Consider the following 15,659-nt stretch of genomic DNA (forward strand, 5'->3'; position numbering starts at 1 on the left):
CCAGTCTACGAGAGCCGAGCCTCCCGACTTCCCCCGGTCATCGAGCGAGCTGCGCGAGTCGAAAAGCTCAGCGCCTAAGCTGAGACCGTGACGACGTACGTTCCTCCTCGCCCTTGGATCGCCAGCTACGCCGCGGGGGTGCCCGAGGATCTGCCGCCGGTGTCCGGCTCTCTGGTCGACATCGTGGCGGCGTCCGCACGCGATTACCCGGATGCGGTGGCGCTGCAGTTCTTCGGACGCGAGACCACCTACCGCGAACTGCAGGAGGCCATCGACCGTGTGGCCGCGGGCCTGCGCGACCTGGGTGTGAAGGCAGGAGACCCGGTCGCGATCGTGCTGCCGAACTGTCCTCAGCACATCATCGCGTTCTACGCCGTCCTGCGCCTGGGCGCGGTCGTCGTCGAGCACAACCCGCTCTACACGGCGCGCGAGCTGCGCAAGCAGTTCGAGGACCACGGAGCGAAGCACGCGATCGTGTGGAGCAAGGTCGTCGAGACCGTGCAGGACTTCCCCGACGACCTCGCCGTCGCCGGCATCGTCTCCGTCGACGTCACCAGGGCGATGCCGTGGCTGACGCGGCTGGCGCTGAGGCTGCCGATAGCGAAGGCCCGCGCCTCCCGCGATGCCCTGACCACCAAGGTGCGTGGAGCGATCAGCTGGGACTCGCTGGTCGCATCCGCTCCCCTGCCGTCCTCGGCGCCCAGCCCGCAGACCGATGACCTCGCGATCATCCAGTACACCTCGGGCACCACCGGCACGCCGAAGGGCGCCGCCCTCACACATCGCAACCTGCTGGCCAACGCAGCGCAGGCCCAGGCCTGGGTGCCGTCCATCACCCGCGGTGACGGCTGCGTCGTGTACGCGGTGCTGCCGATGTTCCACGCCTACGGCCTCACCCTGTGCCTGACATTCGCCATGTCGATGGGGGCCCGCCTGGTGCTGTTCCCGAAGTTCGACCCCGACCTGGTCCTCGAGGTCACCAAGAAGCACCCCGCGACCTTCCTGCCGCTCGTGCCTCCGATCGCCGAGCGGCTGCTGGCCGCCGCCAAGGAGAAGGGCATCTCCCTGGCCGGCACCGAGGTCGCGATCTCCGGTGCGATGGCACTCTCCCATGAACTGGTGGTCCCGTTCGAGGAGGCCTCGGGCGGCTTCCTCGTCGAGGGATACGGTCTGAGCGAGTGCTCGCCGGTCCTGATGGCCAACCCGGTCGCCGACAGCCGCATCGCCGGCACCGTCGGCCTGCCGCTGCCCGGCACCGAGTGCCGGGTCGTCGACCCGGAGGAGCCCACCCGCGACGTCCCGCCCGGCACCGCCGGGGAGCTGGTCGTCCGCGGCCCGCAGGTGTTCTCGGGCTACTACGGCAAGCCAGAGGCCACCCAGGCGGTCTTCGCCGATGGCTGGTTCCGCACGGGCGACATCGTCACGATCGACGAGAGCGGCTTCGTGCGCATCGTCGACCGCATCAAGGAGCTCATCATCACCGGCGGCTTCAACGTCGCCCCGACCGAGGTCGAGGTCGCGCTGCGACAGCATCCGGATGTCGTGGATGCCGCCGTCGTCGGCCTGCCGAGCCCCCATTCCGGCGAGGAGGTGGTCGCCGCGATCGTGGTCGCGGACGGCGCCGAGAACGTCGACATCGAGGCGATCCGCGAGTTCGTACGAGGAATCCTGACTCCGTACAAGGTGCCCCGCCGGATCTTCATCGTCGACGAGCTGCCCACCTCGCTGATCGGCAAGGTGCTGCGCCGCCAGGTCAAGGAGAGGCTCGTCGCACTGACCACCGGGGCGTGACAGATCGGGCGCACTGCGTCTGCACAGGCGCAGGCACTATCGTGGGCAGGTGACTGCTGACGATACCGCCGCTGCTGATAGCCCTGCCGACGCCCCCTCCGTGACCGACGAGTCCACCGCTGAGGAGACGCCCAAGCCCGGCTTCGAGCAGCTCGGTCTCACCGGTCCCGTCCTCAAGGCCATCCGCGACCTCGGCTACGAGACCCCCTCTCCCATCCAGGCGGCGACCATCCCGCTGCTGCTTCAGGGTCGCGACGTGCTCGGTACGGCGCAGACCGGCACTGGCAAGACGGCGGCGTTCGCGCTGCCCGTGCTCGAGCACCTGGATCTGACTCAGAAGACCCCGCAGGCACTCGTCCTGGCCCCGACCCGCGAGCTGGCGCTGCAGGTCTGCGAGGCGTTCGAGTCGTACTCCTCGCGCATGAAGGACGTCCGCGTGCTGCCGGTGTACGGGGGCCAGGCGTATGGCGTGCAGCTGTCCGCACTGCGACGTGGAGTGCACATCATCGTCGGCACCCCTGGGCGCATCATGGACCACCAGGCCAAGGGAACGCTCGATCTGTCGGAGCTCAAGTACCTCGTGCTCGATGAGGCCGACGAGATGCTGAAGATGGGCTTCGCGGAGGATGTCGAGCAGATCCTGGCCCAGACCCCCGAGAGCAAGCAGGTGGCGCTGTTCTCCGCCACCATGCCGCCGGCGATCCGTCGCCTTGCCCAGAAGTACCTCAACTCGCCCGAGGAAGTCGCCATCACGGCGAAGACCACGACGAACCAGAACATCACCCAGCGGTACCTCGTCGTCTCCTACGCCCAGAAGGTGGATGCGCTCACGCGCATCCTCGAGGTGGAGAACTTCGACGGGATGATCGTCTTCGTCCGCACGAAGAACGAGACCGAGACGCTGGCCGAGAAGCTGCGAGCCCGCGGCTACTCCGCAGCGGCCATCAACGGCGACGTGCCGCAGGTGCAGCGCGAGCGCAGCGTCAACCACCTGAAGAACGGCAAGCTCGACATCCTCGTCGCCACCGATGTCGCCGCACGAGGCCTGGACGTGGAGCGCATCAGCCACGTCGTCAACTTCGACATCCCCACCGACACCGAGTCGTACGTGCACCGCATCGGCCGCACCGGCCGCGCCGGACGCAAGGGCGACGCGATCAGCTTCATCACGCCGCGCGAGCGCTACCTGCTGGGCCACATCGAGAAGGCCACCCGCCAGAAGCCCGCGCTGATGCAGCTTCCCACCACCGAGGACGTCAACTCCACGCGTCTGGCGCGCTTCGACGATGCCATCACGGGCGCCCTCGAGGAGACCGCCCGTATCGAGGCATTCCGGGACATCGTCGCCCACTACGTGCGCAATCACGACGTGCCGGAGGCGGATGTCGCCGCCGCCCTCGCCGTGGTCGCTCAGGGTGAGACTCCCCTGCTGCTGGATCCCCAGCGCGATGAGCTGTCCCGCGCCGTCGAGCGCGACAACCGTCCGCCGCGCGAGCGCAACGATCGCACTGGCGCCGATCGTGGCGGTGACCGTGATCGTGCCCCGCGCGAGCGTCGTGGTCGCGGCGACTACGCGGCCTACCGCATCGAGGTCGGCCGCCGGCACCGCGTCGAGCCGCGTCAGATCGTCGGTGCGCTGGCGAACGAGGGCGGCCTCGGCCGCGACGACTTCGGTGCCATCGCCATCAAGCCGGACTTCTCCATCGTCGAACTGCCCGTGAACCTCGACCCGTCCGTGCTCGCCAAGCTGAGCGACACCCGCATCTCGGGACGCCTGATCGAGATCAAGCCCGACCGCGGAGTCCCCAGCCGCCGCACGCCGCGCGACGGAGACCACCGCAGCGGCGGCCGTGACTTCCAGGACGACCGCCGCGGCGGCGACCGCGGTCAGTACCGCGACGACCGTCCCGCGCGCAAGCCGCGGCACTAGAACCGAGCACGTTTCTCCGGCCGCGCCGGGGATCGAGGGCGGCTGGGCGGATTCCGCTCAGCCGCCGTTCGCGTCTCAGAGCTTCAGATCGAAGTGATGCGCGGTGATGTTCATCCGTTCGCGCAGGTGGAACCGGTGTGCGTCGAAGCGCTGCACACCGGAGTCGGCGTCACGTCGCTCACATCAGCTCCTTGATGGTCGTCGCGAGATCGATGACGTCGATCGGCGTGCTCGTGTCGACGCGGATCAGGGGGAACCCGGTCATGGGCCGCGCGGCATCGGCCGCGGCCTCCCATTCGTCCAGACGCCCCTGATCGTCGTGCACGGCATGCCGGGAACGGGTCAGGTACCGCTCGCGCATGACCTCGCGCGGCGCCTCGCACCAGACCTCGACGCCCACGGGCGAGCCGGCGGATTCCCATCCGCGGCGGAACCACTCCTCGTCCCGCCCGGCGAGCCAGACGGACTCGATGAGCACCGCGCCCTCCAGCATTCCGACGATCCGCCACAGCGCGTCCGCGGCGAGGGCGCCGATCGCCCGAGTGGGCAGCACCGCGTCGACGGCGTCGCCGAGGGCTTCCTTGATCGCGTCCTTCGAGACCAGCGGCACCCCGAGCTCGGCCGCGAGCGGGCGTGCCAGAGTCGTCTTGCCCGCACCGGCCATGCCGTTCAGGACGATGATCCGATCAGGCATCCAGAGCGCCCGGGCCCCGTGTCACGAGAACATGGAACTGGGCGGCATCGAGGATCCGGAGGCCGAGGTCCTCGGCCTTGGCCAGTTTGGAGCCCGCGCCCGGGCCGGCCGCGACGAAGTCGGTCTTCTTCGAGACGCTGGATGCCGCCTTGCCGCCGGCCTTGATGATGGCCTCCTGCGCACCCTCGCGGGTGTACCCGTCCAGAGACCCGGTGGCGACGACGGTGAGTCCGTCCAGCACACCGCCCGCCTCGACGGCGGCACCGGGGCCGGGATGGCCGGGCGTGGACCACTGCACACCGGCATCCGCCCACTGCTGGACGATCTCCTGATGCCAGTCCACCTCGAACCAGTTCAGCAGCGACTCGGCGATGATGCCGCCGACGCCTTCGACGGCAGCGAGCTCCTCCAACGACGCCGAGCGGATGGCGTCCAGCGAACCGAACCACTGCGCGAGTGCGCGCGCGGCGACCGGCCCCACGTGGCGGATGTTCAGCGAGACCAGCAGGCGCCAGAGCTCCTTGGTCTTCGCCTTCTCGAGTTCCGCGAGAAGCTTGATGGCGGATGACGACGGCTGCGGCCCATCGGCGCCCGCCTTCTTCTCTGCGGGAGTCGGATTGCGACGGAACGGCGACCGGGTCTTCACGATCCCGTCGTCGTCCTCCTTCGGCAGTCCTGTCTCCGCATCGCGCACGACCACCGAGATGGGCACCAGATCCTCCAGGACGAGGTCGAACAGCCCCGCTTCTGTGGGGAGGGGTGCGGATGCCGGCGGCTCCGCCTGTGTGAGCGCAGCTGCCGTCACCTCGCCGAGCGCCTCGACATCCAGCGCACCGCGCGAGCCGATGTGCTCCACGCGTCCGCGCACCTGTGCCGGGCAGGATCGCGCGTTCGGGCAGCGCAGATCGATGTCGCCCTCTTTCATGGCCCGCAGCGGGGTGCCGCACTCGGGGCACAGCGCGGGCATCACGAACTCGCGCTCGGTGCCGTCGCGCCGCTCGACCACGGGTCCGAGAACCTCGGGGATCACGTCCCCGGCCTTGCGCAGCACGACGGTGTCGCCGATCAGCACGCCCTTGGCCTTGACGACGTCCTGGTTGTGCAACGTTGCTTGGCGGACCACGGAGCCGGCGACGTGGGCCGGGGCCATCACCGCGAACGGGGTGGCGCGGCCGGTGCGTCCCACCGAAACGACGATGTCGAGCAGGGTGGTCTGCACCTCCTCGGGCGGGTACTTGTAGGCGATCGCCCAGCGCGGCGCACGGCTGGTCATGCCCAGCTCGTCGTGCAGCTCGAGCTCATCGACCTTGACGACGATGCCGTCCAGTTCGTGCTCCACGTCGTGACGGTGCTCACCGAAATGCGCGACGAACTCCGCGACCTCGTCGACCGTGTGACACACCTTCGTGTGCGGGCTGGTCGGCAGCCCCCATTCGGCCAGCAGGTCGTACACCTCGCTCTGCGCGGCGACAGGCGGGTTCGCCCAGGCGCCGATGCCGTGCACGTACAAGGACAGCGAGTTCACCCGCAGCATCCCCGCCTCGTGCTCCAGCCCGTCCTTCTTGTCGAGCTGCTGGCGCAGACCACCGCTGGCGGCATTGCGCGGGTTCGCGAACGAGGGGAACCGTCGCGCGGCGGCGGCGCGGGCCTTCTCCTCGTCGAACGGCTTCTTCGCCCCACCGCGCGCCTCCCACTTGGCCAGGGAGTCCGCGAAGGCGCGGTCGCGGAACGAGGCCTGTGCGGCGTTGAGACGCTCGAACGCGACGACGGGGATGAAGACTTCGCCGCGCACCTCGACGATGGACGGGTGCCCGCTGCCCGAGAGCCGCTCGGGGATGTCGGCCAGGCGCAGGGCGTTCTCGGTGACGATCTCACCGACCCGGCCGTCGCCGCGGGTGGCGGCCGAGGTGAGAATGCCGTTCTCGTAGCGCAGATTGATCGCGAGACCGTCGATCTTCAACTCGGTCAGCCAGGCGACATCGCGGCCCGCAGCCGCTCGCGTCTTCGCCTGCCAGTCCCGCAGCTCCTCCGGAGAGAAGACGTTGTCCAGGCTCAGCATCCGCTCCGCGTGCTCGATCGTGTCGAGCCCGGTGGTCTCGGCTGCGCCGACCATCTGCGTCGGCGAGTCCTGTCCCTGCAACTCGGGGTGCAGGCGCTCCAGCTCTTCGAGCCGTCGCATCCATCCGTCATACGTCGCGTCGTCGACCAGTGAGGTGTCGCGCCCGTAATAGGCGTCCTTCGCATCAAGGATGCGAGTGGTCAGCTCTTCCGCCTCGGCACGGGCGGTTTCCAGCGAGATGTTCTCCGGCACCCCGCAAGTCTACGAGCGGGGTGCGACATCCGCCCTTCACTTCGACTCGCTGGCGCTCGCTCAGTACAGGCGACAGGCTCAGGGACCAGGGCTCACGCCCCGACGGGGACCGCCGAGACCGTCGTATCGATCGTGAACTGGCCGAGCACATGCGTGCCGACGTACAGCACGGCGCTCTGCCCTGGCGCGACACCGTCCAGAGGCACGTCCGGAACGACGCGTACTCCGGCATACGTCACGAAGGCGTGCGCGGGCACGGGGTCGGCGTGGGCCCGGATCTGCACCTCGCAGGCGAAGTCCGATGCCGTCGGCGCGGCGCCTGCCCAGGAGAACCGCTCCCCCGAGATCTCCGCGATCGCCAGCGCCTCCTTGGGCCCGACCACCACCGTGTTCGTGACCGGACGCACCTCGAGCACGAAGCGCGGCTTGCCGTCGGGGGCGGGCACGCCGAGGTGCAGGCCGCGGCGCTGACCGACGGTGAACGCGTGAGCGCCCTCGTGCGAGCCGATCACGGCGCCGGAGCGGTCCACGACCTCGCCGGTCTCCGCACCGACCTTCTCGGCCAGCCAGCCGCGCGTGTCGCCGTCGGGGATGAAGCAGATGTCGTGACTGTCGGGTTTCTGCGCGACGCTGATGCCGCGCTCGGCGGCCTCTGCGCGCACGATCGCCTTGGAGGGCGTGGAGCCGAGCGGGAAGTAGGTGTGTGAGAGCTGCTCGGCGTTGAGCACTCCCAGCACGTAGGACTGGTCCTTCGCGCTGTCCGATGCCCGGTGCAGCTCGAGTCCCTCGGGGCCGTCCACCAGCGTGGCGTAGTGCCCGGTGCAGACCGCGTCGAAGCCGAGTTCGATGGCGCGCTCCAGAAGCGCGGCGAACTTGATCTTCTCATTGCAGCGCAGGCACGGGTTCGGGGTGCGCCCGGCCTTGTACTCGGAGATGAAGTCCTCGATCACGTCGTCGCGGAACCGCTCCGAGAAGTCCCAGACGTAGAAGGGGATGCCGAGCAGGTCCGACACGCGGCGGGCGTCGAGCGCGTCCTCCACCGTGCAGCATCCGCGGCTGCCGGTGCGCAGGGTTCCACCGGCCCGCGACAGGGCGAGATGGACGCCGACGACGTCGTGGCCGGCTTCGACGGCGCGGGCCGCCGCCACTGCCGAGTCCACTCCACCGCTCATCGCCGCCAGTACACGCATGACGACCAGTCTACGAGCGGGTGGCTGACCGGGCGCCGGATGCCCGTTCGTAGACGTCCGCGATGACCGCGAGGACCGCGTCGACATCGGCATCCGTCGACGTGCGTCCGAGTGTAAAACGCAGTGCGCTGCGCGCGTCGCGCTCGCTGCGGCCCATGGCCATCACGACGTGCGAGGGCTCGGCGACGCCGGCCTGGCAGGCGGAGCCGGTGGATGCCGCGATGCCGGCCATGTCGAGCAGGAACAGCAGGCTCTCCCCCACCGCACCGGGAAACAGCACGTGCGCATTGCCCGGCAGGCGCCCGATCCGATCACCGAGCACCTCGGCCTGCGGCACCGCCCGGAGGATGCCGTCCAGCAGACGATCGCGCAGCATCCGCAGCCGCACGCCCTCCGACTCCATCTCGCCCGATGCCGCCTCCAGCGCCGCCGCGAACGCGGCCGCGCCCGCGACGTCCTGCGTTCCGGCTCGCAGGCCGCGCTGCTGGGCCCCGCCGTGCAGCAGGGCGGTGAGACGCGCGGAGCGGGCGACCACGAGCGCACCCGTGCCCACCGGGGCGCCGAGCTTGTGGCCGGCCACGCTCATGGCGACGAGCCCGACGGCGGCTGCCGCATCGCCGCGCAGACTGCGGAAGGAGAGCGGCAGGTGGCCCCACGCGGCCACGGCATCCAGATGCAGAGGAACCCCGGCATCCGCCGCGTCATGCGCGAGGGCCGCCGCGTCGTTGAGCGTGCCCGCCTCGTTGTTCGCGACCAGGGCGGTCGCCAATGCGGCGCCGTCCAGCGCTTCGCGGAACGCCGCCTCGTCGATCCGGGCGACGGCGTCGACGGGCACGTCCCGCACGACCGCGCCCTCCTGCGCCAGCGCGGTCACCGTGTCCATGGTGGCGTGATGCTCGGCATCCGGTAGCACCACCGCATCGGAACCCTCGCGACGGGATCGCCAGAGGCCGTGCAGAGCGGTGTTGATCGACTCGGTTCCACCGGACGTGAAGACCACCTCGATCGGATCGCATCCGAGAACCGCGGCGGCACGCTCACGCGATTCCTCGAGCACCCGACGGGCGTCCTGTCCCGCGCCGTGGGTCGACGACGCGTTGCCGAGCACGTCTCCGGCGGCCAGCCACGCCTCGCGCGCCTCCGGCCGCAGGGGGGATGTCGCCGCATGATCGAGGTAGAACCGCATCCCTCCATTGTCGCCTGTGCACTGTCATCGTGGACCTGCGAGACCCGGGCTCATCGATGTCGGCACTCGAATTCACCCGCGGCGGACCTGCGCGCATATGCTTTAGCCCATGCCTGCGCCGACCACCCCCTCCCTCGAGGGTCCCGCACTCGATGATCTCGGCGTCCGTCTGCACGACGGGGTCGGCACGCTTCGAGTGTGGTCGCAGAATGCCTCCTCCGTCGAACTCGTCGTCTTCGACGCCGACGACCTGGACTGGGAGACCGCGCAGGCGCCGCTGGAGCGACGCCCGGGCGGCGTCTGGGAGATCACCACCGATCTGCTGCAGCCCGGAACGCGCTACTCGCTGCGCGTGGACGGCCCGCATGGCCCCGGCCACACCTTCAACCCCGAAACGCTGCTGCTGGATCCGTACGGTCGTGGTCTCGCCCAGGGCGACGGCTACGAGGAATGGCGCTCGGTCGTCATCGAGGACGGCTTCGACTGGGGCGGTGTCGCCAAGCCGCAGACGCCGCTGGATCGCACAGTGATCTACGAAGGCCACATCAAGGGGCTCACCAAACGGCACCCGGATGTCACGCCGGCCCTGCACGGCACCTACGCGGGGCTCGCGCACCCGGCGATGATCGCGTACCTGAAGAACCTGGGCGTCACCGCGGTCGAGCTGCTGCCCGTGCACGCGTTCGTCCCGGAACCGCGCCTGCTGGAGCGTGGCCTGACCAACTACTGGGGCTACAACACCCTGAGCTTCTTCACCCCGCACACCGCGTACGCCACGGAGGCGGCGCGCAATGCCGGGCCCGAGGCGGTGCTCGCCGAGTTCAAGGGCATGGTCCGGCTGCTGCACGAGGCGGGACTCGAAGTCATCCTCGACGTGGTGTACAACCACACCAGCGAAGAGGGCCTCGGCGGCCCGCGGTCCAGCCTGCGCGGCATCGACAATGCCTCCTACTACCGGCAGCACGCCGATGGCACGTACATAGACACCACCGGCGTCGGCAACACGGTCAACACCGCCACGGATGCGGCAGCGCGCCTGGTGCTGGATTCGCTGCGGTACTGGGCGACCGAGATGCAGATCGACGGCTTCCGGTTCGACCTCGCCACGGCTCTCGGACGCGACGCGAACCACGAGTATGACCGCGAGCACCCGCTGCTCGCCGCGATCCGCGAGGATCCCGCGCTGCAGGATGTGAAGATCATCGCCGAGCCCTGGGACGTGGGCTTGGGCGGCTGGCAGACCGGCAACTTCCCGGACGGCTGGAGCGAGTGGAACGACCGCTACCGCGACCGCGCCCGCAACTTCTGGCTCAGCGACATCGACTATGCACGTCGCGCCTCTGCACCGGTCGGCATCGGCGGATTCGCCAACCGACTGGCCGGTTCCGCGAACACGTACAGCGAGGAGCGCGGGCCGCTCGCCAGCGTCAACTTCGTCACCGCCCATGACGGTTTCACGCTGCACGACGTGGTGGCCTACGACGGCAAGCACAACGAGGCCAACGGCGAGGGCAACCGCGACGGCGCCGATATGAACCGCTCGTTCAATCACGGCGTCGAGGGGCCGACCGACGATCCGGCGATCCTCGCGCTGCGACGCAAGGCCATGCGCAATCTGATGGGTACGCTGCTGCTCTCCGCCGGCATCCCGATGATCACCGCGGGCGACGAGTTCGGACGCACGCAGGGCGGCAACAACAACGCCTACTGCCAGGATTCGCAGCTGAGCTGGCTGAGCTGGGAGCACGAGCCGTGGCAGCGCGACCTCACCGCGCACGCGGCGCTGCTGACCCGGCTGCGCGCGGAGAACCCTGCCCTGCGACCCAGCCGCTACGCGAGGCTCGGCGAGCACATCCCGGAATCCAGCGTGATGGACTGGTTCGACCAGGACGGCGACACGATGGAGGTCGAGCAGTGGAACGACCCCCGCAACCGCACGCTGCAGTACGTGGCGGCCAGTGTGCCCGAGAACGGCGCATCCAACCGCATCCTGCTCATCGTGCACGGGATCGAGGCGCCGATCGACGTGCGCCTTCCCGACTCCATCGAGGGCGCCACCTCTTTCGTGGAACTCTGGTCCAGTTCGGACGAGGTCCCGTCGGCTGAGCAGCGCCGCCACTCCCCCGGCGATGTACTGCCGATTCCGGGCACCTCCATGCGCCTCTTCCGGGTGGACTGAGCGCCGGCCACACGGGGTGACGGGCACCGTCAGAGCCGAGTCGCGACCCGCACGGCGAGGGGCTGGCGCAGACGGCGCGGAGCGGTACATTCAAGGTGTGGCCACACGAACCGCTCAAGAACCCGCGGCGCTGAGAAGCCCCGCCAGGATTCCTCTGCGGCCTGCCGCCGAGACCGACTCGCCCGGTGGCACGAGGGCCGGCCGCATCCCGCTCTTCCTGCCCACCCCGCACGTGCCCCAGGGCTATCCGCCCAAGGCCTTCGCCGGTGAGGTCGTCCCGTTCAGCGTGGTCGCATTCCGTGAGGGGCATGACCGCATCGGCGCGCATGTGCGGCTGACCGATCCGACCGGCGCCGAATCGCTGCATCGGCTCGCACCCCTCGCCGACGGCACCGACCGGTGGCGCGCGGAGATCGCTCTCGACCTGGTCGGCGAGTGGACGTACCGCTTCGAGGGCTTCGCCGACGATTTCGCCACCTGGGCGCACGCGTCCGAGGTCAAGGCCGCGGCCGGTGTGGACATCGCCGTGATGAGCGCGCAAGGCGTCTCGCTGCTCACCGCCGCTGCCGCCGAGAAGGATCGTCCGGCGGCGGAGCGCACGCTGCTGCGCGCCGCGGCCAAGAGGATGCGGACGCCGGATGCCGACGCGCTGATCGCCGTCTCGACGGACGCCGCTCTCGCCGCGGCGTTCGCCGCCCGCCCGCACGTCTCGCTCGGCTCGACCACGGAATGGCTTCCCCTGGTCGTGGAGCGACTCCGGGCGGGTGTCGGCGCCTGGTACGAGTTCTTCCCCCGATCGGAGGGCGCGGTCCGCCGCAAGGACGGCTCCGTCAAGAGCGGCACCTTCCGCACGGCGGCGAAGCGTCTGCCCGGCGTCGCCGGGATGGGATTCGACGTGCTGTACCTCGTGCCCGTGCATCCGATCGGAGAGACCAACCGCAAGGGGCGCAACAACACCCTGGTCACCGAGCCTGGAGACCCCGGCTCCCCGTATGCGATCGGCGCCGCCGACGGCGGGCACGACGCGATCCACCCCGAGCTCGGCACCGAGAAGGACTTCCGTGCGCTGCTGCGCGCCGCACAGAAGGAAGGCATGGAGGTCGCCCTCGATCTGGCGCTGCAGGCCTCCCCCGACCATCCCTGGGTCCGCGAGCACCCGGAGTGGTTCACGACGCTGCCGGACGGCACGATCGCGTACGCCGAGAACCCGCCGAAGAAGTATCAGGACATCTATCCGCTGAACTTCGACAACGACCCCGAGGGCATCTACGCCGAGATGCTGCGCGTGGTGATGCACTGGGTGAACCTGGGCGTGAAGATCTTCCGCGTCGACAACCCGCACACCAAGCCGCTGCAGTTCTGGGAGTGGCTGATCGGCGAGGTCAACGCCGACGCCCCCGGCGTGGTCTTCCTCGCCGAGGCGTTCACCCGGCCGGCCGTGATGCGCGCGCTCGCCGCCGTCGGGTTCCAGCAGAGCTACTCGTACTTCACCTGGCGCAACACCAAGGCCGAGCTCGAGGAGTTCCTCACCAGCGTGTCGCAGGAGACCAGCGACTTCATGCGTCCGAACCTCTTCGTGAACACGCACGACATCCTCACCGAATACCTGCAGTTCGGCGGTCGCGCCGCGTATCGCATCCGCGCCTGCATCGCCGCGACCGCGGCGCCCACCTGGGGCGTGTACGCCGGCTACGAGCTGATCGAGAACGTCGCGCGCCCGGGGTCCGAGGAGAACATCGACAACGAGAAGTACGAGTTCAAGTTCCGGGATTGGGACGGCGCCGAGCAGCGCGGCGAGTCCCTGGCGCCCCTGCTGCGCCGCCTCAACGAGATCCGTCGCGAGCATCCGGCTCTGAACCAGCTGCGCAACATCACGTTCCACTGGAGCGACGACGATTCCGTCCTGGTCTACTCAAAGCATCTCGACGCCGCTTTCACGGGGACCGGCGCGGACGACACCATCATCGTCGTGGCCAACCTCGACCCGCACTCCGTGCGCGAGACCACCGTGCACCTGGACACGCGCATCTGGGGCGTTCAGCCGGGTGAAGGGTTCGAGGTGGAGGATCTTCTCACGGGCGCCACGTGGACCTGGAACGAACACAACTACGTGCGGCTCGACGCCTTCGCCGAGCCGGTGCACATCCTGAAGGTGAAGGAGCGATCATGAGCTACATCGAGGATGTCTCCGTATCCGAGGAGTGGAAGAAGGCCGGCAGCGGTTCGCACCACGACCCGCACATGCTCCTCGGCGCGCATCCCACGACCGACGAGGTCGGCAGGACCATCACGGTCATCCGCACCCGTCGACCGCTCGCGGAATCGGTCACCGCCGTCTTCCTGGACGGCGACCGACTGCCGCTCGAACACGTCGCACACGGGATCTGGGAGGGTAACCATGCCGGTCCCCCGTCCGCCTACCGGATCGCCACGGCCTACGCCGGCCAGAACGAGACCCTCGTCGGCGATCCCTACCGGCACCACTCCGCGATCGGCGAGGTCGACCTCCACCTCATCGGCGAGGGCCGTCACGAGAGGCTCTGGCAGGTGCTCGGCGCCCATCCACGCGTGCTGGACGGCGACAGCGGCGTCGACTTCGCCGTATGGGCTCCGGATGCCAAGGCGGTCCGAGTCTGCGGCGACTGGAACGCCTGGAACGGCGAAGGACACGCCATGCGGTCGATGGGCGCGAGCGGCGTGTGGGAGCTGTTCATCCCCGACGTCTCGGTCGGCAGCCGCTACAAGTTCGAGATCCTCACCGCGGACGGGCACTGGATCCTCAAGGCCGACCCGATGGCTCAGTCCGCTGAGCTGCCACCGGCCACGGCGTCCGTCGTCACCCTCAGCGCCTACCGTTGGAATGACGGCGCCTGGCTCACGCGCCGCGCCGCCACCCACGCGGTCGCCCATCCGATGTCGGTCTACGAGGTCCATCTCGGCTCCTGGCAGGAAGGGCTCACCTACCGCACCGCGGCCGACCCGCTCATCGAGCACATCCAGGCCACCGGCTTCACGCACGTGGAGTTCATGCCTCTGGCCGAGCACCCGTTCGGCGGATCCTGGGGCTACCAGATCTCGGGCTACTACGCGCCGACCAGCCGGTACGGCACCCCCGACGACCTCCGCTACCTGATCGACAGGCTGCACCAGGCGGGTATCGGCGTGATCATGGACTGGGTTCCGGGTCACTTCCCGAAGGATGCTTTCGCGCTCGCGCGCTTCGACGGTCAGTCGCTCTACGAGCATGCCGATCCGCGACGCGGCGAGCATCAGGACTGGGGCACGCTGATCTTCGACTACGGACGCAACGAGGTCCGCAACTTCCTCGTCGCGAACGCGCTGTACTGGTTCAGCGAGTTCCACGTCGACGGCCTGCGCGTGGACGCCGTGGCCTCCATGCTCTACCTGGACTACTCGCGCAAGGACGGCGAATGGGAGCCGAACGTGCACGGGGGCCGCGAGAACCTGGAGGCCATCCGCTTCCTGCAGGAGGTCACCGCCACCGCATACCGCCTGCACAAGGGCATCGTGATGATCGCCGAGGAGTCCACGGCGTTCCCCGGCGTGACGGCCCCCACCGACCACGCCGGACTGGGGTTCGGGTTCAAGTGGAACATGGGCTGGATGAACGACTCGCTGGAATACATGAAGCGGGACCCCCTGTACCGCTCGCACCACGAGGGTGAGATCACCTTCTCGTTCGTGTACGGATTCGGTGAGAACTACATGCTCCCCATCAGCCACGACGAGGTGGTGCACGGCAAGGGCACTCTGATCTCACGGATGCCGGGAGATCACCACCACAAGCTCGCCAACGTGCGCGCCTACCTCGGCTACATGTGGGGCCACCCGGGCAAGAAGCTGCTCTTCATGGGTCAGGAGTTCGGACAGATCGGCGAATGGTCCGTCGACCGCGAACTGGACTGGTGGCTGCTCGACCAGCCCTCGCACGCGCAGCTTCAGAACTTCGTCAGCGCGATGAACGCGGTCTACCGCCGGCAGGCGCCGCTGTGGGAGCGCGACAACGACAGCCGATCGTTCACGCGACTCGGTGCACCCACCTGGGATCCCGGCATCGTGGCCTTCGAGCGCAGGGACGCGCACGGCGGTCGGCTGGCGGTCGTGACGAACTTCTCCGGAGCCACGCGCACCGGCTACCGTCTGGCGCTTCCCGTCGAAGGCGCCTGGCAGGAGGTGCTGAACACGGATGCCGCGGAGTACGGCGGCAACGCGAACGGCAACCTCGGCCTCATCAAGGCTTCCGGGGAGAGCGACGATTCTCCTGCCGTCGCCTCGGTCACCCTCCCCGCACTGTCGACGATCTGGTTCCGTCACCAGGTCGACCCGCACGTGCCGACCATCAGTCGGGGCTGAGCCG

General features: G+C 69.1%; 9 protein-coding genes. 5 read left to right on the top strand and 4 right to left on the bottom strand.

All coding sequences use genetic code 11. The features are described 5' to 3' along the window. The first annotated feature begins 87 nt into the window (after positions 1–87). Together QF046_RS02985 and QF046_RS02990 are read left to right on the top strand one after the other, a co-directional pair. On the top strand, positions 88–1,791 hold the full coding sequence (locus QF046_RS02985; protein WP_307366046.1) for a long-chain-fatty-acid--CoA ligase: 1,704 nt from the start codon (positions 88–90) through the stop codon (positions 1,789–1,791). A gap of 100 nt (positions 1,792–1,891) precedes the next feature. After that, positions 1,892–3,721 (top strand): DEAD/DEAH box helicase, encoded by a 1,830-nt coding sequence (locus QF046_RS02990; protein WP_307372674.1) that lies wholly within the window; start codon positions 1,892–1,894, stop codon positions 3,719–3,721. Positions 3,722–3,899: 178 nt separating this feature from the next. On the opposite strand, the gene QF046_RS02995 is transcribed toward QF046_RS02990, so the two are convergent. The 4 genes from QF046_RS02995 to QF046_RS03010 all read right to left on the bottom strand — a co-directional run bounded on the left by QF046_RS02995 (position 3,900) and on the right by QF046_RS03010 (position 9,102). Further along, a complete protein-coding gene (locus QF046_RS02995) occupies positions 3,900–4,415 on the bottom strand; it encodes an AAA family ATPase (protein WP_307366048.1) in 516 nt (171 codons plus the stop codon). Beyond that, a complete protein-coding gene (ligA, locus tag QF046_RS03000; protein ID WP_307366050.1) occupies positions 4,408–6,726 on the bottom strand; it encodes an NAD-dependent DNA ligase LigA in 2,319 nt (772 codons plus the stop codon). The genes QF046_RS02995 and ligA overlap by 8 nt, the downstream gene beginning before the upstream one ends. A 92-nt stretch (positions 6,727–6,818) precedes the next feature. Beyond that, positions 6,819–7,916: a tRNA 2-thiouridine(34) synthase MnmA gene (mnmA, locus tag QF046_RS03005; protein ID WP_307366052.1), complete on the bottom strand. Its 1,098-nt coding sequence runs from the start codon at positions 7,914–7,916 to the stop codon at positions 6,819–6,821. Positions 7,917–7,926: 10 nt separating this feature from the next. Then, the gene (locus tag QF046_RS03010; RefSeq protein WP_307366054.1) at positions 7,927–9,102 is read right to left on the bottom strand and encodes a cysteine desulfurase family protein; all 1,176 of its coding nucleotides are present in this window, start codon (positions 9,100–9,102) and stop codon (positions 7,927–7,929) included. Positions 9,103–9,211: 109 nt separating this feature from the next. Here QF046_RS03010 and glgX point away from each other — a divergent pair, with 109 nt between their 5' ends. The 3 genes from glgX to glgB all read left to right on the top strand — a co-directional run bounded on the left by glgX (position 9,212) and on the right by glgB (position 15,655). Beyond that, a complete protein-coding gene (glgX, locus tag QF046_RS03015) occupies positions 9,212–11,281 on the top strand; it encodes a glycogen debranching protein GlgX (protein ID WP_307366056.1) in 2,070 nt (689 codons plus the stop codon). A 97-nt stretch (positions 11,282–11,378) separates the two neighbouring features. Next, positions 11,379–13,451: an alpha-1,4-glucan--maltose-1-phosphate maltosyltransferase gene (locus tag QF046_RS03020; protein WP_307366058.1), complete on the top strand. Its 2,073-nt coding sequence runs from the start codon at positions 11,379–11,381 to the stop codon at positions 13,449–13,451. Next, positions 13,448–15,655 carry a 1,4-alpha-glucan branching protein GlgB gene (gene glgB / locus QF046_RS03025; RefSeq protein ID WP_307366061.1) on the top strand — a complete coding sequence of 736 codons (2,208 nt, stop codon included), beginning with the start codon at positions 13,448–13,450 and terminating at the stop codon, positions 15,653–15,655. The genes QF046_RS03020 and glgB overlap by 4 nt, the downstream gene beginning before the upstream one ends. Positions 15,656–15,659 lie beyond the last annotated feature (4 nt).

The sequence above is a fragment of the Microbacterium sp. W4I4 genome (genome assembly GCF_030816235.1).
Taxonomy (GTDB): domain Bacteria; phylum Actinomycetota; class Actinomycetes; order Actinomycetales; family Microbacteriaceae; genus Microbacterium.

Excerpts from the sequence above, each read along its gene's own strand:
- QF046_RS02995 (WP_307366048.1), bottom strand. The coding sequence starts at position 4,415 with ATGCCTGATCGGATCATCGTCCTGAACGGCATGGCCGGTGCGGGCAAG.
- mnmA (WP_307366052.1), bottom strand. The coding sequence starts at position 7,916 with ATGCGTGTACTGGCGGCGATGAGCGGTGGAGTGGACTCGGCAGTGGCG.
- QF046_RS03010 (WP_307366054.1), bottom strand. The coding sequence starts at position 9,102 with ATGCGGTTCTACCTCGATCATGCGGCGACATCCCCCCTGCGGCCGGAG.
- glgX (WP_307366056.1), top strand. The coding sequence starts at position 9,212 with ATGCCTGCGCCGACCACCCCCTCCCTCGAGGGTCCCGCACTCGATGAT.
- glgB (WP_307366061.1), top strand. The coding sequence starts at position 13,448 with ATGAGCTACATCGAGGATGTCTCCGTATCCGAGGAGTGGAAGAAGGCC.